Source organism: Tropicimonas omnivorans (assembly GCF_031846565.1).
In the GTDB taxonomy this organism is placed as follows: domain Bacteria; phylum Pseudomonadota; class Alphaproteobacteria; order Rhodobacterales; family Rhodobacteraceae; genus Tropicimonas_B; species Tropicimonas_B omnivorans.
Window position 1 is genome coordinate 45,486 of sequence record NZ_JAVRHL010000006.1, and the last position, 17,300, is coordinate 62,785.

The window sequence follows — 17,300 nt, forward strand, 5'->3', positions numbered from 1 at the left end:
TCACGACAGGAGCTATGATGTTCGATCAAATCCAACCAGACTGGCAGCAGGATCTCGCGCTCGGCGACGTGGTTCTCTTCCGCTTTCCCACCACCGAAGATCTCCCCGAGGGCGAGGCGCCCAAGATGCGGCCCTGCCTCGTTCTCGACACGCCCCGGCTTACCGGGAAGAGCTTCGCCAAGCTCGCCTACGGCAGCTCCGCCTATGGCAAATCCAATCGCGGCCGCGAGGTGATCGTCCGGCAGGCGCCCTCCATCGCTGAGGCCGGCCTCAACCGGCCATCGCGGTTCACCCTTGCCCGGACGCTGTTCGTCAGCCTCGATCACCCCGGCTTCGACGCCGAGACCCACGGCGACCCCCGCATCGGCCGGCTCGACGGTGGGCTGATGGAGCGTCTGCACGCCCTGCGCGCCCGGATGCAGGCCGAAGCGGACATCGCCGCCGACCGGCGCCGGGCACGGCGCGAGGAGCGGCGCCGCTGGCTGGCCGAGGGGCGCGCGGCGGCCCGGCACAATCGCGACCTCCTGCAAGACCGCGCTGTGGCGGGAGGTGCCCGATGAGCGGCCCCGAGACCTCCCCCACCGTCGAAGACCTCGCCGCCGAGGCGCTCGCCATAGCCCGTATCGCGGCGACGGCGATCCGCGAGGATGTGCTCCACCGGCTGCCGCCGCAGGAGCGCGCGGGGCCGGAGCGGCTGCTGCGGATGCTGGAGGCGCGCGAGATCTTCGACGCCCCGGCGCTCGATCACCTGGCGAGCCTCGAGAGGCGGCTCGTGGAGCGGATCACCGAAGGCACCGTCATGGTCGACCGGGCAGAGGCGGGCGAGGGCAATGTCTCTCCCGCCTTCTGGCAGGAGCCGAGGATGACCGAAGAGGCCGACGCCCTCTCGAACGCCCTCGCCGTCATTCTCGAGCTGAATTTTCTTCTCGAGGCCATCCAGGACCGGCTCGCCGCCGAGGCCGCCGTCGAGGCCCTGCGCCAAGCCCTCTGATCCCCGGAACATGCAGTGAAATCAACTGCATGACGGCGCGCCGGCAGTCCCTCTGCTGCTCCCGGCCGGCGCGCCGTACCGGAGATAATGAACCCTGGTCAAAGTTCCAACCGGATGGCCCAAGCCGCTCGCACCTCCTGCGTACAAGCAACGCAAAAAGGATGAAGCAATGCTCGACACCTCTTCTTTCAACCCCGGCTTCCCGCCCCTGATGACGGGCGCCGAACTGGCCGAGAAGATGCGCTATTCCGGCGTCACCTCCGCCTTCCGGCAGTCGCTGAAGATGCTCGGCATCACCCCAGTGCCCGGCCGCCACGACATCTACGATCCGCTCCTCGTGCGGCACCGGCTCAACGTGGCGCAGGGCATGCTGCCGCCGGCCCCCGGCGCAAGCGGCGTGGCGAACGCCGACAAACCCCTGAGCAAGACCCAGCAGCGGAGGAACCGTAATGGCAAGAAATGAGAACAAGACCCGCATCGTCGGCGTGCACCGCGTCACCAAGAAACTCGCTGATGGCACAACGCGGAAGTATCACTACGTCTTCCGCGGCAGCGGCACGTGTTTCTGGGACTCGGACCAGGAATTCGACGAGTCGGGATCCCCGCTACGTCACCGCCTATGATGCCGCCCTGCGCGGGCTGAGGGTAACGCCCAAGGTGGTCGAGAACTCGACCGCTTCGGTGCTGGAGCGCTATCGCGACTCCCGCGAGTTCCGGAAGCTCAAGCCCCGGACCCAGAAGGACTACAAGCTCTTCCTCAACGCATTCGAGGAGGAGTTCGGTGAGGATCCAATTTCGCTCTTCGAAGAGTCGGAGTCCCTGGGCGAGATCCGCAAGTGGCGGTCCGACAAGTGGGGCCACTCGGACAAGCGCTATGACTATGCCGGCACCGTGGTGACGACCTTCCTCAACTGGTGCGTCAACCGCGACGCGGCCATCAAGGTGCACTTCCACAAGGGGCAGGAGAAGCTCTACAAGTCCGACCGGTCCGACAAGGTCTGGCTGCCGGTCGAAATCCAGATGCTTCTGGAGCAGGCCACCCCCGACGAGAGGCGCATCGTCATCGCGTTTTCCGAGGGTGGCCTGGCGCCCCAGGATGTCGTTCTGCTCCGGCGCCGGCATGTGCAAAGCACACCCGAGGGCCGCCGCCTGTTTTTCCGCCGGCAGAAGACGAACAACCCCGTCAGCATTCCGGTGACGGATGCGCTGGGGGAGCTGATCGACACGATTCCGGAGGGGCAGGACCTTCTGGTGACCTCGCTCACCGGCCATCAGCTCACCTCCGTGCGGGCATCGCAGGTGATCCGCACTCTCAAGGATCGGCACAATGCGAAGGTGGCGGCGGGTGAACTGCCGGTGCGCATTCGTGACGAGCTTCGGCCCTACGACCTGCGCGGCACGGCGGCGACGGCGCTTCTGCGGGCGGGCTGCAACCTGAACGAGATCGCGGTCTGCATGGGCTGGGGCCTGCGGCACGCCGCGAATGTGATCGAGCGCTATGCGGCCCAGGTGCCTGAGGTCACCGATGAAGTGCATCGCAAGCTAATGAAGGCCAAGAAGAAGGCTGCGAAGGCGGAGCGCAAGGCGGCCCGGAAGGCCGCGAAGCGGGGCGGGGCATGATCGCGCTGAACGAGGTGCGGGCCGACCTGACCCTGGCGGCGGCATGGTGCGAGCTGGTCTTTCCCAAGTCCCGGGGCTGCCCGGTCTTCGGCAATGTCTACGTCGACCGGTCCGGCCGTACCATCGTCTGGCCGAGGGTGGAGGTGCCCAGTGTGGACCTCGATGACTTCCTTTTTGCCAAGATAGTGGCGGACGAGGCCCTCGAGGTTCTCGGCTACCTCACCAGGCGAGTCTGGGAGAAACCGGACAGCATGTGTGTGGCCTGCGTCCAGATCGGACCACGGTCGAACCATGACCGCATCGCGGCGCTCCGGGAGTTCTCGGTGCTGCGCTGAACGGCCTGACCGAGCGCCACCACTGACGAAATACCAAGGGCCGCGGGGAGAAATCCTCGCGGCCCTTATTCGTGTCGGTGAGGGGGCTGAAACAGGTGGGGCTGTAAACCAACCTGTAAACCGGCCGATTTCTGGCGCCTCCGAAAAGGGCTGAAAATACCAAAAATCCCAGTAAAATAAGGTGGAGGCGAGTACCGGAATCGAACCGGTGTACACGGATTTGCAATCCGCTGCGTAACCACTCCGCCAACTCGCCGTTCCAATGGATTAACCGCTAGTGTGGTTGGCGCGGCAAACGCTTCGGCAAACATTCCTAGTCCGTACACGTGATGGTCGCAAGGGGTCAAAGGGGCAGTTCCCTAGCGGCAATCTCACCTTCTGCGAATTTTCCGTCTGGCTTGGCGTTGTTGCAAAACTCTGCCCGGCGAGGATTCACAGCACGAACCCATGAAGTTAGGAGGGGGCTATGCCGAAACGCTCACCCACCCGCTACCGCACGACGAACTGATCGGACTATAGCGCCGCGCTGCGCAAGCGTGGCTCGCTGCTGATCTGGCTGGACAAGGGCAGGACGTGGCTCGCGCCGCGTGAGGGGCGACCTGGTCGGCCGCCCGTCTTCTCTGATGCGGCGATCCAATTCTGCCTGTCGATCAAGGTGCTCTTCCGGCTCCCCTTGCGGCAGACCGCCGGGATGGTGGCGAGCCTTCTGCGGCAGGCCGGGCTCGACTGGCCCGTGCCGGATGCTTCGACGCTCTGTCGTCGGCAGAAGACGCTTGGGGTCCAGATCCCGCGCTGATGGCCCACTCAACCTGTTCGTCGACAACGAGCCTTTGTCCGCCATTGATGGTATGGATGGCCCCGCCAGCGGCATCGCGATGTGCCAAGGTGGGAGCTGCATAGCATTCCACCGAGGGGAGCCATCCATGGACCAGCCTATCGTCATCGGCCTCGATCTGGCGAAGAGCGTATTCCAGGCTCATGGCGTCGATACGGAGGGACGGGTCGTCTTTCGCCGCCAGTTGCGGCGCTCGCAGGTTCTTGGCTTCTTCGAACGTCTTGGGCCGTGCCTGGTGGGGATGGAAGCCTGCTCGGGCGCGCACCACTGGGCAAGAGAACTCGGCGCACTCGGCCATGAGGTGCGGCTGATGCCGCCGGCCTACGTGAAGCCGTATGTGAAGCGGGGCAAGACCTACGCAGCCGACGCGGAAGCGATCTGCGAGGCGGTCACGCGCCCGACGATGCGCTTGGTGTCGGTGAAGTCGGCCGATCGGCAAGCGGCGCTGCTCGATCACAAGGCGCGGGACTTCCTGGTGCGCCAGCGGACCCAGACAGTGAACGCGATCCGCTCGCATCTGTCGGAGTTCGGGATGGTGGTCGCGAAGGGCATCCACAACCTGGACCGGCTGCTCGAGGCTGCGCGCGACGTGCCCGCAGCGGCGCGCCCGGCGCTCGACCTGCTCGTCGGCCAGCTGCGCGATCTGGAGGAGAGGATCGGCATCGCAACGGCGCGGATCACAGCGGCCCAGAAGACCGACCCGCTCGCCCGGCGGCTCGCCACGATCCCCGGGTTCGGCCCCATCGCGTCCTCGGCCTTCGCGGCGACCACGCCCGACGTGGCTGCCTTCCGGTCCGCCCGCGACTACGCCGCTTGGCTTGGACTAACGCCGCGGGCGCACTCGTCTGGCGGCAAGGAGCGGCTCGGGCGGATCTCCAAGGCCGGGAACCGCTACCTGCGCCGCCTGCTCTACCTTGGGGCCATGGCGCGGATCAGCGCGCGGCGGGGGCGGCGATTCGTCCCCACGGATCAGCAGGCGCCAGACTGGCTGGACCGGATGCTCGCGAGGAAACCGGTGAAGGTAGTGGCCGTCTCGCGGCCGCCCGCATGGCCCGCACCGCCTGGGCGCTCATCGCCCGGGAAGACAGCTACCGTGCCGTGCCAGGCTAAAAACGAGATCGCCACCGGGGTGCATCCGGCGGTGCTTGAGACGGTGAGGCGCAGCGTGAGGTGATGGCGAAGAGGCGAAGAACAGGATGGACGGAACACCCAGTTCGGACCGGTGCGGCTCAGACCGCGGGCCATTGATCGGGACCCGTCCCCCCAGCGGACTTCATCAGGGCGCGCGGCACCTCATGCCGCTGATCAGACGCCGTATACATGGCCGCGACCGACCAAATGCCAAATCCGAACAAAGCTCTTGTCAAGGGGCCATCCATACATGGTCCGAGGACAATGGCGAGTGGCATCAAGTTCCTCGGCGACGGGGAGTGGCAGGCCCGCAAGCACGGTGTGCAGGGCCGTCGCCAGTGGCGAAAGGATCATCTGGCCATGGACCCGGCGACCTCCGACATTCGGGCGGTGGAGTTCACCTCGAGCCGGGACGGCGACAGCCCTGTCCTGCCGGATCTGCTCGACGAAGTCCCTCGCGACGAGCAGATCGCCACGGTGACCGCTGATGGTGCCTACGATACCCGCCGTTGCCACACCGCCATCATCGAGCGAGACGCCGTCCCGGTGATACCGATCCGCAAGAACGGCCGACCTTGGAAGGACGATGGCCTGGCAGCCCGGGTCCGGAACGAAACCCTGCGCGCGACGCGCCACTATGGCAGGGCATTCTGGAAGCGTTGGACCGACTACCCCACGCGACGTCGGGTCGAAGCGGAGATGTGATGCCTGAAGGCCTTCGGTGAGCGCATCGCCGCACGAGACCTTGACCGTCAGACCGCCGAAGTTCACATCCGCATCGCCCTCATGAACCGCTTCTCATTCCTCGGCACCGCCGAGAGCGCTCGCGTGGCCTGACACCGAACGGGAAAGGGGGAAGTGCGTCTCAGGCGGGAGTTCCGCAACAACGCCGACCCCGAGCGAAAATACCTGCCGAGCGTAATCGCTGACGACATTCAAGAAGCCCCGGAGACCTGACCGTGGCGGCCGAAAGGATCGGCGCGCTGCGCACCCGTGGCGACGATGCCCACGGCCGGGAGCGGGGGCGGCCGGAAAAGCGATCCGGCCCCTCGCATAGACATGCCGCGATGCGCTACGTGCGGACCTGTTCCAGAACGCCCTTCGCCGCTCCGATCAAGAGGCCCAGATCCACCGAGGCTGCAACGAAGCGGTAGCCCCAGTCGCGGTAGCGGCGTGCGTCCTCCGGCCTGGTCGCGAGGATACCGGGCGCCTTGCCGGCGCGCCTGATCCGCTCGGCGGCGACCTCTATGGCCTCCTGCACCTCGGGAGCGGCGGGATGGCCGAGATGGCCCATCGACGCGGCGAGGTCCGACGGGCCGATGAACACACCGTCCACACCCTCGACGGCCGCGATCTCCTCCAGCCGGTCCACCGCGTCGGCCGTCTCGATCTGGACGATGATGCAGATTTCCTCGTTCGCCGTGGCAAAGTAGTCCGGCGCGAGGCCGAAGCGGCTGGCGCGCGTGCCGCCGGCAACGCCCCGTATGCCCGCCGGCGGATAGCGGGACGCCTCGACTGCGGCGCGGGCGTCCTCTGGCGTCTGCACGAAGGGAATGAGGAGCGTCTGGCAGCCGATGTCGAGCATGCGCTTGATCAGGACCTTGTCGTTCCATGCGGGCCGCCCGACGCAGGACGAAGACCCCGCCGCCGCGGCCTGAAGGAGCGGCTGAAGGCTCGCGATCTCGACCGGCGAATGCTCGGCATCGAAGAGCAGCCAGTCATACCCCACGAGGGACAGGGCCTCTGCCGCGACCGGACTTGCGAGGGACATCCAGAGCCCGTGCTGAACTTCGCCCGCGAGGAGCCTGCGCTTGAAGTGGTTCTTCGGCGCCTCGGTCATGAGAACTGCACCGCGACCGAACCAAGCGGACCGAAATCGGCGTGGAGTGTGTCGCCCTTCTCCGCCCACACGGGGCGTGTGAACGAGCCGGAGAGGACCATGTGGCCGGGCTCCAGCGTCGTGCCGAGGGGGCCGAGCTTGTTCGCAAGCCAAGCGATCGCCATGGCGGGGTGGCCGAGGACGCCGGCGGCGAGCCCGGTCTCCTCGATCCCGGCATTGCGATAGAAGACGGCACCGACCCATCGCAGGTCCACATCCTCGGGCCGCACTGGGCGCCCGCCGAGAACGATCCCCGCCGCCGCGCCGTTATCGGCCACGGTGTCGTAGATCTTCCGCGGCTCGGTCACCCGCGCGTCGATGATCTCGATGGAGGGGACGACCCATTCCGTCGCCCGCATCACGTCGACCAGCCCGATGCCGGGGCCCTTGAGCGGCTCCTTGAGGATGAAGGTCAGTTCCGGCTCGACGCGCGGCACACAGAAGCTCTCGAACGGCACGACGGCCCCGTCCTGCAGGACGAGATCGTCGAATAGATAGCCGTAATCGGGCTCGTCGATCTTCGAGGAGGCCTGCATCGCCCTCGAAGTCAGGCCGACCTTGTGGCCGACGATCCGCGCCCCGTCCTTCACCTTCCGTGCGGCAACGGCAGAGGAAATGGCGTAGCTGTCCTCGATCTCGATGCCGGGGAACATCTGGGAGGGGCGCTCGCCCTGAACCTTCGTGCGGTGGCTTTCCAGAAGCGAGGCGACCGCCTCCGCCCGCTGCTCTTCGCTCAGCATTTTCGTGTCCTCAGAGTTTGACGCAGACATTGCGGAGTTCCGAATAGAACTCCATCGAATGGACCCCGCCCTCGCGGCCGATACCCGATTGCTTTGAGCCGCCGAAGGGCGTGCGCAGATCGCGCAGGAACCAGCAGTTGATCCACGAGATGCCGACCTCGATCGCCTCGGCCGCCCTGTGGGCGCGGGTCAGGTTCTCGGTCCAGATCGTCGTGGCGAGGCCGTAGGGACTGTCGTTGACGAGCGCGAGGCCCTCCTCCTCGTCGTCGAAAGGGCAGATATGGGTGCAGGGGCCGAAGATCTCTTCGGTGACGACGCCGCTGGTCTCGGGCAGGCCGGTCCAGACCGTCGGTTCGACCCAGTAGCCGCCCTCGTAGCCCTGAAGGGCGGGCGCGGCACCGCCGGCAAGGATCTCGGCCCCTTCGGAGCGGGCCCTGTCATAGTAGGACATGACCTTGGCGCGTTGGCGCTCGGAGATGACCGGGCCGAGCGTGGTGGCCGCGTCGAACGGATCGCCCATGCGATAGCCCCGTGCCGACTTCGCCAGTCCCTCCGCGATCTCGTCGAACACGCCGCGCTGGACATAGAGGCGCTCGGTTCCGAGGCAGACCTGCCCGGTATTGGCGAAGCACGCCCGGCCGAGGCCCTCCAGCGTCTTCGTCACATCCGCGTCGTCGAAGACGATGCCGGCGTTCTTGCCGCCCAGTTCGAGACTGACGGGGCGCACCCCCTTCGCGGCAGCGGCCATGATGGCCTCGCCGGTCGTGGTCTCACCGGTGAAGGTGATGCCGTCGACGCCCGGGTGCCGCGTCAGGAACTCGCCGGCGCTGCCGCCACCCTGTCCCTGCACGACGTTGTAGACGCCGCGCGGAATGCCGACGTCGTTCATGACCTCCCCGAGGAGCGCCGCCGTCGCCGGCGTTTCCTCCGACGGCTTGACGACCACGGTGTTGCCGCAGGCGAGGGCAGGGGCGACCTTCCAGGTCATCAGAAGGAGCGGCAGGTTCCACGGGCAGACGACACCGATCACCCCGCGGGGCGTGCGCAGCGCATAGTTCAGCGCGCCGCGCCCGTCCGGCGTGGCCATCCGGAAGGTTTCCGTGTGATCGGCAAGGATCTGATCGGCGAAGACATCGAAATTGGCGGCGCCCCTCGGGATGTCGATATGGCTCGCGAGGGATCGCGGCTTGCCCGTGTCGCGGATCTCGGCGGCCAGGAAATCGTCGAAGCGGGCGTTGATGCCGGCCGCGAGCTTGCGCAAGAGGACGACCCGGTCGGGCACCGAAAGCCGGCCCCATGGTCCCTTGAGCGCGGCGCGGGCAGCGCCCACGGCGGCATCCACCTGTGCGGCATCCGCCGCGCGCACCTCGCCGATCACCTCCCCCGTGGTGGGGAAATGGTTGGGGTAGGCTTCGCCCGCCCCGGCGACGAACTCACCGTCGATGAAGTTCAGAAAATTGGTCACGTCCGTCCTTTCACTGGCTGGCTGGCAATTCGGGATCGCCTGCAGTCAGATGGTCCCACATTCGTTCGAAGATGCGTCCCGAGCGGGTTGCCCTGCGCTCGGCCTCTTCGGCGCTGATCTCGGGGGCGCCCTCGAGGCCCGTCGCCAACGCCGCCAGCTCGATGCGGCAGGCATCCTCCAGGTAGAAGGCAAGCCCCACCGCCTCTTCGAGGCTGTCCCCGACCACGACGGCGCCGTTGCCCCGCATCAGGAGCGCCCGGCTTTTCCCCATCGCGGCGATGGCCTTGTCCGCCGCATCATCTTCCCGGATCAGCTGGATATCGTCCCAGAACCCGGCCCCCGGAGCGAAGTAGGTGCCGAAGCCGTGGCGCATCCGGGGCGTCCGGCCGAGCGCACCGAGCGCCATGACGCTCGCCCCCATGAAGCGGACGACACCGCCGGCGCCTGGGCGGCTCGCATAGAGCCTCTGGTGCAGGCGCACCTCGCCCAGGACGCCCTCCGGCAGGGCGCCGATAACGGGGACCGCCGTGCAATCCGCGCCGCACGCCACCTGGGCCATCGGCACGGGCGGGCAGACGAGAAACGTCTCCTCCCCCGGCAGCCGGGCCGAGCAATGGCCGTACGCATGGACGAGACCTGCCCGTCCCAGCGCCCGCGCCGCTATGCGCACGGTGCGTGCGATGTCGCCGTGGCCCGTCATCAGATGGAACCGTCTTCGAAGGCGGCGATCCGCGGCGCGGCGCCCCAGTGACAGAAGCCCTTCGGCGCGAAATGGAACTGCCGGTCACGCCAGAGCGGCTCGTCGTGGATCTCCCGCACGCCGGTGGAATATTCGAAGGTCATGCCCTCGGGGCCGGTGAAGTAGAGAAACTCGGCCGAAGAGGTCGGATGGCGGCCCGGGCCGAACGTGACGTTGACCTGGTTGTCCTGCACGAAGTTGAAGCTGCGCTGGATGTCGTCGGTGCCGCCGACCTGATGATTGATGTGCTGGATCCCCGCCTTGTGGAAGGGGAAGAGCGCGATGGAATGGTGGATCGTCCCCAGACGCATCAGGGGCGCGTCGCCAATTCGGTCGCTGACTCTCGCGTTGCAGACCGTGGTCCAGAAGAGTTCGTCCCGCTCGGCATCGGTGGTGCAGAGGCCGACATGGCTGAAGCCGGTGATGCCCGCATCGCGCGTGCCGTGGTACCGCTGTCCCGTGGCTTCGGGACGGACGACGAACTCGATCGTGTTGCCCGTGGGATCGTTGAACCGGATGAACTCGCGCACGAAGCGCTGCTCGCATTCGGCGCGGCTTCCGTAATGGACCCGGTGCCCGAGCGCCTCCAGCGCGGCGCCGGCCGCATGGAGATCCTCTTTCCGTCCAAGTTCGAACGCGGTGGCCTGATCCTCGGGATCGCCCTCGAAATAGCAGAGCGTGTGGGCCCGGGAATCGGACTTGAAGTAAACCGCTCCGCGGCGCCGGTCCGACACTTCGAGGCCCAGGATATTGGTGGCATACCATTCCGCGCCGGCAAGGTCGGTGGTGCCGAGGCGGCAATAGACGACGTCGTTCAGCTCGATCATGTCCGTTCTCCCAGGAATTCCGCCTGATCGGTGGGGGATCCCCAGGCGCAGTGGCTGGCGGCGGCATCCGCGAACTGACGCGGCCCCCGCTCGGCGAGCTCCGGGCCTTCCTCCATCTCGCAGACATAGCTCATCAGAAGACCGAACGGCGCGCGGGTCGTGACGAACATCGCTCCCGAGGTCGGTTGCCGCCCGGGACCGGCAACGATCGGCGCCTGCCGCGCCTTGAGGGCGTACCATCCGCCCATGACGAAATTCTTGTCCTCCACGGCCCAGGTCGCACCGAGAAGACCGTCCTTCGAGGAGGGGTAGAGGGCGATGCGGTGATGCGCATCGTCGAGCGCAAGGAAGACGGCGTCGCCCGCCCAATCCGCGATGCGGAGCCCAAGGGCGCCGGTCCAGAAGCGCTCGTTCGCCGCGATATCGGCGCAGGCCATGGACACGGACTGAAAGCTGCAGATGCCCGCATCCCGGGGGCCGTGGTAGCGCCAGCCCGAGGTCATCGGCCGCCAGACGATCTCCACCGCGACCCCGTTTGGCGCGGAGGCGGCGATCCCGGCCTTCACCTGCCGCGCGACCGCCTGATCCTTGTCCAGGTCCGATACCGCGATGCCCTCGCCCTCGAGGCGCGCCCGCACGTCCTCGAGCGCGGCGAGGCTCCCGACGGTCAGCGCGACGGCCTCACCGTCTCCGGCGGAGGAGCAGCACAGCGCATAGTTCCTCTCGTCCGAGCGGAACATGGCGCGCGCGCCGTCCCTGTCAGCGGGCTGGAGGCCGAAGACATCGGCGGAGAAGTGCGTCGCCGCATCCAGATCCTCCACCTCGACGCGGACGTACCGCAGATCGCGAAACTCGGTCATATGGTTCAATCCTTCCGGGTGATCCGCCGGAGCGGCCGGTCGGCCACCCCGCAGTCTCGAGCGTCGCTCAGAGGCCGCTTGCTTCGGCTTCGAGCTCTTCGAGCATGGGCGCCTTCTCGCGCCACTCGGCGTACCAGTCGTCGATCGCGCTGCCGAACCAGGCACGGTCGGCCTCGAGGACCGGCACGTCCGTTCCCTCCAGCTTCTCGCGGTATTCCGCATCGATCTCGGCATAGGCGCCGACCATCTCGTCCACCCGCTGACCGAAGACCTCCTCGATCACCGCGCGGTCCTCCTCGGAAATAGACTGGAAGCTCCGCCCCGAGGCCACGGCGGCCATCGGGAACATCATGTGGTCGGAGATGATGATCTGCCCGGCATGATCGTAGTACTTGGTGTTCCAGGTGCCCTCGACATCGATCTGCATGCCGTCCACCTGGCCGTTGGCGAAGGCATCGTAGAGCGCCGGCAGCGGCATCGGCGTGGGCGCGGCGCCGAGGGTTTCCCAGAAGGCCAGTTCGGGGGCGAAGGGGATCGTGCGGATCTTCAGGCCGGCGAGATCCTCGACGCTGTCCACGGGATCCGCCGTCACGATCATCCGCATCCCGGCCATGCCCCAGCCGAGCCCGACGAGGCCGAACTCGGCCATTCCGTCCAAGAGCTGACCGGCGACGTCACCCTTAAGGATCTCGCGCGCCCCGGCCACGTCGTCCACGAGGTACGGCGCGAGGAAGATGCCGTAATCGGGATTGCGGTTCGCGAACTCACCAAGCGTCAGGAAGGCGAAATCCACTGCGCCGGTCTGGAGCTGCTGGAGCATCTGGGATTCGCTGCCGAGCTGCCCCGAGGGGAAGATCAGGATCTCGACACGCCCGTCGGTGCGCTCTGCAATCTCGTCCGACGCGGCCTCGGCAACCTGCGTCCACTGGTGGGACGGCGGGGTGATGAGGCCCATCCGGTACTCCTCGGCGCCGGCGGTCTGGGCAGCGAGGGCGCTGGCGGTCATGGCCAGCAGGGCTGTCGTCTTCCGTGTCATCTTCGGCTCTCCTCCCGAAACGTGGAACGGACGCTCCCCGCGCCCTGTACTCAGTAAATATCGATATTATTTGCGATGCAACCTGCAATATCGATATTTCAGTCAGACGTGTCTACCTCCGGCGCATCCCCCGGGAGCACTGCCACGGCCTTCATGAGACGAGGCAGATCCCGATCGCGGGCCGCGGCGATCTCGGTGACGGGCCGTGGATCGGCGGCGCGCATCCCAGCATCGAGGACGCGCGCGACCTTCTCGTCGAGAGACGGCGTGCCCAGATCCCCCCACAGGCGCTCGAAGGCGGGTCCGAGCGTCCGGCAGAAGCCGGCCATTCCATTGGCCTCGTCGGCGAGGTGAAAGACGGCGGACGGGCCCATCAGGCACCAGCGCGGGGCGAGCCCGATCTGGACCGCGCGCTCCACGTCCTCGACGGACGCCACCCCTTCGGCCACGAGATGCACCGCCTCCCGCCAGAGCGCGGCCTGCAGGCGGTTCACCAGATGGCCCGGCACCGGGCGCTTCAGTTGCAGGACCGTCTTTCCCATGGATGTGTAGAGCGCCACGGCCTTCGCCGCGGCAGCCTCGGACGTGCGGGGTCCGGTCGCGATTTCCACGGTCGGCATCAGGTAGGGCGGGTTGCAGGGATGTGCGATCAGCAGCCGGTCCGGGTGCGCCAAGGGCGCCGCGATCTCCTCTGCCGTGAGCCCCGATGACGAACTCGCCACGACCGCATTCGGGGAAAGGAAGGGCTCGAGTGCGATCAGCGCGCGATGTTTCAGCGCCAGATCCTCGGGCAGCGCCTCCTGCACCAGGTGGACAGGCCCGACCTCTTCCGCTTGGCCGACCACGCGCGGGGCTGCGTCCGCCACCGGGCGGCCAAGCGCGGCGAGCACCGGGCGCGCCTCGTCCCATACCCGGGCGCACCGCTCCGCGGCATCCGGTGCAGGATCAAGCACCACGGTCTCGTGCCCTGCGCCGGCGAAGGCGGCCGCCCATCCGGCCCCGATGAGACCGCCCCCGAGGACGAGAACGCGGCTCATCCCATCGCCTCCACCAGCCCGAGGCTGAGCACGGGGAACAGGATCAGCGCCACGATTACCAGCAAGACGGCAAGGAAGAACGGCAGGATCAGACGCGCCAGCCGCTCCGCGCGCACCTCCCCCATCAGGGCAGCCGTGAAGAGACCCGTTCCGACAGGCGGCGTCAGCAGGCCGGCGGTCAGGTTCAGGCAAACGATGACGCCGAACTGGAAGACGTCGATCCCGTAGACCTGTGTCGCGACCGGCAGGAAGACGGGAACGATCAGGATGATGGCCGGGATCGGGTCCGTGACCATGCCAAGGAAGATCAGGAGCAGGTTCAGCAGGAGCAGGAAGACGATCGGAGAGGAGGTCATGGCCTGCAGCGCCGCGGCAACCTGCGCCGGCACGTTCTCGAACGTGATGACCCAGGAAAAGACCTGCGCCGCCGCGATCAGGAAGAGGACCAGAGCGCTCGAAGCCGCTGAGCGGGTGAAGGCGGGCCAGATGTCGGACAGCTTCAGTTCGCGGTAGATGCCAAGCCCGATGGCCGCCGCCATGAGCGACGCGATTGCCGCCGCCTCCGTCGGTGTCGCGATCCCGCCGAGGATCGTGCCGATGATGACGGCGGGGATCAGCGCCGCGGGCAGGGCGTCGACGGCCGAGCGCAGGCGGGCCCTGAACGGCATCGGCTCGGTGCGGGGAAAGCCGTGACGTCGCCCAAGCCAGGCGATCACGCCGATGAACGCGGCGAAGAGGAAGAGCCCCGGCACGATCCCGGCGATAAACAGATCGCCGATGGGAATCTGCGCGATGACCCCGAAGATGATGAACATCATGGACGGCGGAATGATGGGCGCGAGCATCCCGCCGGCCGCCGTGATGGCAACGGAGACGTCCCGCGGGTAGCCGGCCTTTTCCATCTCGGGAACGGCGAGGCGGGACATGATCGTGATCTGCGCGACGGTCGACCCCAGGATCGACGCCATCAGCATGTTCGCCATCAGGTTCACGTAGGCAAGCCCGCCCTTGACCGGCCCGAGGAGCGCGAGCGCGAGCGCCATCAGACGTCGTCCGATCCCCCCTGAATTCATGAACTCCCCAAGCAGGATGAAGAGTGGGAGGGCGAGGAGGCCATAGTTCTCCAGCCCCCCGAAGAGCTGCTGCGGATAGCTCTGGAGTAGGACGAAATTGCCGCCGAGCGCGATGATGACGAGCGCGAGCAACAGCAGCGCGAAGGCGATGGGGACGCCGATCGCAAGCAGCAGGAGGAAGGAGCCGCCGGCCATCACAGCGGTGTCTCCCCTGTCCGCCCGAACCGCGCCAGGATATGGAGCGCCCCGGTGATGCAGAAGACCGGCAGGATGAACCAGAACCAGACCTTGCGGATGCCGAGCGTCGTGGTCGGCTCTTGGTAGAGGAAGTTGAAGGTTTCGAGGGAAAAGGACTGGATCGATTCGGCGCGCATCAGGCCCAGCGGATCGAACCAACGCCACAGCATGAGGCCGAGCACCACGAAGAAGCCGAGGAGCAGAAGATCGACGGCGAGGGCGTAGAGACGGCGGGTGCGCTCCGAGAATGTGTCGACCATCAGCGTCACGGCAATATGCTGACGCTTCTCAAGGCCGACCGACGCGCCGAGGAAGGCTCCGACGATCATGAGGTAGACGGCCAGCTCGTCCGTCCAGATCAGCGGCGCGCCAAGGGCACGTGAGATGACGTTGCAGAGAAGAAGGCAGAAGACGCCCAGGATCGCAGCCCCGGCCAGCCACGCCTCGAGGCGCGCCACCGCGGCGCTGATGCGCGCCATGAGGCCCGGCGCACGCTCATGCGCCACCGCATCTGCACTCTCCACATCGGCGTTAGACATCGCACCGTTCCCCCCGCGTCTCGCCCGGCTCCTCCGCCAGACGTGCCACAAGGAATATCGATATTAATCGTGGGTCAACTTAAAAAATCGAGATTATTGCCTGGGGTTCTTCCCCGGGTTATGCAGGGGTAAACAGGGAAGCCGAACGAGGACCAGCATGAGCGCGCCCCAGGCCGAGCCACCCGAGAAGACCAATGCCGAGCGGGCCTACCGGCGGATCCGGGACGACATCGTCGCCGGTGCCCTGTCGCCGTCGGAGAAGATGAAGATCGAGATGCTGCGCGGCCGCTACGGCTTCGGCGCCGCTCCGCTCCGCGAGGCGCTGGCCCGCCTCTCGGGCGATCACCTTGTGGAATTGCAGGGCCAGCGGGGGTTCATCGTGGCGCCGATCTCGGCGAAGGATGCCGAGGAGATCGGCGATCTGCGCAAACTTCTCGAGGTCGAGGCTCTTCGCCAGTCGATCCCGGCGGGGGACGTGGCGTGGGAAGAGCGTTTGATCACCACCTATCACCGGCTCGAGCGCCTCGAACGGGACAGGACACCGAGCGAGGCCGATCTCTACCAGTGGGAGATCCGGAACACCGAATTTCATGACGCCACCGTCGCCGCCTGCACGTCGGGGTGGCTCCTCAGGATGCGACAGCACATGTACCGCCAGCATGAACGCTACCGCCGGTTCTCCCGCAAGAGCACCGCGCGCAAGAGGGACATCCATGACGAGCACCGCGCCCTGTTCGACGCGGCGATAGAGCGGGACGTGGACGAGGCGATCCGGATCATCTCGTCCCATGTGCAAAGAACGACGGATACCGTGATCGCTGGCATGTAGGCGGACCCTCTCCGCGCCGTTCGCCCCCATGCGCGAACGCCTCGAGGAGGCCTGTCCGCCCGCGCGGGGTTACTTCACGAAGAGCTTCGCGTGGCTTTGTTGCGCAAAGGGCGTGAAGCTCGGACCTCCCCTTTCCCCGGACGCACTTATCCCACGGGCTCCGTGACAGGTATGCCGAGCGCGGTGTAGCCGTTGAGCACGGCGGCGCGGATCTGGAGTTCGGCGACTTGGCGATCGAAATCGCGTGCCATCAGGCTTTGGCCCAGCAGTTTCACGCAATGCACCTTTGTCTCGGCGCGGCTTCGGCGGTGGTATCCGCTCCACTTTCGCCAGATGGCGCGTCCAAGGTATTTCGATGCGCGCAGGGCCTCGTTCCGGGCGATGGCGCCTGCGGTCGAAGGCTTCCAGGGCCTGGCGTTCTTGCGCGGCGGGATGACGGCATGGGCGCCACGGTCGAAGATGGTGTCGTGGCACCTGCGCGTGTCGTAGGCGCCGTCGGCGGTGACCGACCCGATCTCTACGTCAGCAGGGATCTGGCTGAGCAGTTCGGGCAGCATGGGCGCGTCACCGACGTTGCTACCGGTGATCTCTATGGCTCGGATCTCCAGCGTCTGTTCATCGACGCCAATGTGGATCTTGCGCCATAGGCGGCGTTTCGTGCCGTCATGCGTGCGAGCGCGCCACTCGTCTTCGTCTTCGGCTTGATGCCGGTGCTGTCGATCAGCAGGTTCAGTGGTCCCTGCGAGCCGCGGTATGGAATGGACACAGCCAAAGTCTTCTGGCGCCGGCTCAGCGCGCTGAAATCGGGCACCGCCCAGTCGAGGCCGACGAGACTTAGAAGGCTTTCAACAAACCCCGTCGTCTGCCGGAGCGCTATGCCGAAGCGGATTTTCATCGTCAGGCATGTTTGGATCGCGGCATCGCTATACTGTGGCTTCCTGCCTTGCTTGCCCGTCGGAGGGGGCACCCAGACCATGTCGGGATCAAACCAGATGGTCAGGGAGCCGCGCTGCTTCAGCGCGTGCGCCGGTGGGCTCGAACCAATGGCGCCTTCACCGGCTTACTGCAGTCCGGCCAGTCCTTGGTCTTGTAGCTCGGCGGGATGGGTCTGCTCATGCAGACCGGCT

At 66.7% G+C, this 17,300-nt stretch carries 17 protein-coding genes, 1 tRNA gene and 4 pseudogenes; 10 read left to right on the forward strand and 12 right to left on the reverse strand.

Annotated features, from left to right (window positions below; translation table 11 throughout):
* The first annotated feature begins 17 nt into the window (after positions 1-17).
* From RM543_RS17915 to RM543_RS17940, 6 genes are all read left to right on the forward strand, one after another.
* Positions 18-560: a hypothetical protein gene (locus tag RM543_RS17915; RefSeq protein ID WP_311694158.1), complete on the forward strand. Its 543-nt coding sequence runs from the start codon at positions 18-20 to the stop codon at positions 558-560.
* Positions 557-991: a hypothetical protein gene (locus RM543_RS17920; RefSeq protein ID WP_311694160.1), complete on the forward strand. Its 435-nt coding sequence runs from the start codon at positions 557-559 to the stop codon at positions 989-991. The genes RM543_RS17915 and RM543_RS17920 overlap by 4 nt, the downstream gene beginning before the upstream one ends.
* 169 nt (positions 992-1,160) lie before the next feature.
* A complete protein-coding gene (locus RM543_RS17925; RefSeq protein WP_311694162.1) occupies positions 1,161-1,454 on the forward strand; it encodes a hypothetical protein in 294 nt (97 codons plus the stop codon).
* Positions 1,441-1,614, forward strand: coding sequence for a hypothetical protein (locus RM543_RS17930; protein WP_311694164.1), 174 nt, complete (start codon positions 1,441-1,443; stop codon positions 1,612-1,614). The genes RM543_RS17925 and RM543_RS17930 overlap by 14 nt, the downstream gene beginning before the upstream one ends.
* A gap of 34 nt (positions 1,615-1,648) precedes the next feature.
* On the forward strand, positions 1,649-2,611 hold the full coding sequence (locus RM543_RS17935) for a tyrosine-type recombinase/integrase (protein ID WP_311694166.1): 963 nt from the start codon (positions 1,649-1,651) through the stop codon (positions 2,609-2,611).
* Positions 2,608-2,946 carry a hypothetical protein gene (locus RM543_RS17940; protein WP_311694168.1) on the forward strand — a complete coding sequence of 113 codons (339 nt, stop codon included), beginning with the start codon at positions 2,608-2,610 and terminating at the stop codon, positions 2,944-2,946. The genes RM543_RS17935 and RM543_RS17940 overlap by 4 nt, the downstream gene beginning before the upstream one ends.
* A 182-nt stretch (positions 2,947-3,128) precedes the next feature.
* On the opposite strand, the gene RM543_RS17945 is transcribed toward RM543_RS17940, so the two are convergent.
* Positions 3,129-3,202 (reverse strand) — tRNA-Cys (locus RM543_RS17945).
* 270 nt (positions 3,203-3,472) lie between these two features.
* On the opposite strand from RM543_RS17945, the pseudogene RM543_RS17950 reads away from it, so the two are divergent.
* From RM543_RS17950 to RM543_RS17960, 3 pseudogenes are all read left to right on the forward strand, one after another.
* Positions 3,473-3,770: pseudogene (locus tag RM543_RS17950) on the forward strand (transposase); the annotation flags it as partial.
* A gap of 99 nt (positions 3,771-3,869) precedes the next feature.
* A pseudogene (locus RM543_RS17955) lies at positions 3,870-4,891 on the forward strand (IS110 family RNA-guided transposase).
* Between the two features lie 288 nt (positions 4,892-5,179).
* Positions 5,180-5,749 (forward strand): annotated as a pseudogene (locus RM543_RS17960) (IS5 family transposase); the annotation flags it as partial.
* Between the two features lie 235 nt (positions 5,750-5,984).
* On the opposite strand, the gene RM543_RS17965 reads toward RM543_RS17960, so the two are convergent.
* The 10 genes from RM543_RS17965 to RM543_RS18010 form a co-directional block, all read right to left on the reverse strand.
* Positions 5,985-6,752 (reverse strand): HpcH/HpaI aldolase family protein, encoded by a 768-nt coding sequence (locus RM543_RS17965; protein WP_311694170.1) that lies wholly within the window; start codon positions 6,750-6,752, stop codon positions 5,985-5,987.
* Complete coding sequence (locus tag RM543_RS17970; protein ID WP_311694172.1) at positions 6,749-7,531, reverse strand: FAA hydrolase family protein; 783 nt, start codon at positions 7,529-7,531, stop codon at positions 6,749-6,751. The genes RM543_RS17965 and RM543_RS17970 overlap by 4 nt, the downstream gene beginning before the upstream one ends.
* A 10-nt stretch (positions 7,532-7,541) precedes the next feature.
* Complete coding sequence (locus tag RM543_RS17975) at positions 7,542-8,996, reverse strand: 2-hydroxymuconic semialdehyde dehydrogenase (RefSeq protein WP_311694174.1); 1,455 nt, start codon at positions 8,994-8,996, stop codon at positions 7,542-7,544.
* 10 nt (positions 8,997-9,006) lie between these two features.
* Positions 9,007-9,696: a class II aldolase/adducin family protein gene (locus RM543_RS17980; RefSeq protein ID WP_311694176.1), complete on the reverse strand. Its 690-nt coding sequence runs from the start codon at positions 9,694-9,696 to the stop codon at positions 9,007-9,009.
* Positions 9,696-10,562: a VOC family protein gene (locus RM543_RS17985; RefSeq protein ID WP_311694178.1), complete on the reverse strand. Its 867-nt coding sequence runs from the start codon at positions 10,560-10,562 to the stop codon at positions 9,696-9,698. The genes RM543_RS17980 and RM543_RS17985 overlap by 1 nt, the downstream gene beginning before the upstream one ends.
* Entirely contained in the window at positions 10,559-11,422 is an 864-nt protein-coding gene (locus RM543_RS17990; RefSeq protein WP_311694180.1) for a VOC family protein, read from the reverse strand. The genes RM543_RS17985 and RM543_RS17990 overlap by 4 nt, the downstream gene beginning before the upstream one ends.
* A gap of 67 nt (positions 11,423-11,489) precedes the next feature.
* A complete protein-coding gene (locus tag RM543_RS17995; RefSeq protein ID WP_311694182.1) occupies positions 11,490-12,458 on the reverse strand; it encodes a TRAP transporter substrate-binding protein in 969 nt (322 codons plus the stop codon).
* 98 nt (positions 12,459-12,556) lie between these two features.
* Entirely contained in the window at positions 12,557-13,495 is a 939-nt protein-coding gene (locus tag RM543_RS18000) for a 3-hydroxyacyl-CoA dehydrogenase NAD-binding domain-containing protein (RefSeq protein ID WP_311694184.1), read from the reverse strand.
* Entirely contained in the window at positions 13,492-14,763 is a 1,272-nt protein-coding gene (locus RM543_RS18005) for a TRAP transporter large permease (protein ID WP_311694186.1), read from the reverse strand. Before RM543_RS18005 ends, RM543_RS18000 begins: the two co-directional genes overlap by 4 nt.
* Complete coding sequence (locus tag RM543_RS18010; protein ID WP_311694188.1) at positions 14,763-15,344, reverse strand: TRAP transporter small permease; 582 nt, start codon at positions 15,342-15,344, stop codon at positions 14,763-14,765. The genes RM543_RS18005 and RM543_RS18010 overlap by 1 nt, the downstream gene beginning before the upstream one ends.
* Positions 15,345-15,501: 157 nt before the next feature.
* On the opposite strand from RM543_RS18010, the gene RM543_RS18015 reads away from it, so the two are divergent.
* A complete protein-coding gene (locus tag RM543_RS18015; protein WP_311694190.1) occupies positions 15,502-16,173 on the forward strand; it encodes a GntR family transcriptional regulator in 672 nt (223 codons plus the stop codon).
* Between the two features lie 146 nt (positions 16,174-16,319).
* Here the strand turns inward: RM543_RS18015 and RM543_RS18020 are convergent.
* Positions 16,320-17,289, reverse strand: a pseudogene (locus RM543_RS18020) (IS5 family transposase).
* Between the last annotated feature and the right edge of the window lie 11 nt (positions 17,290-17,300).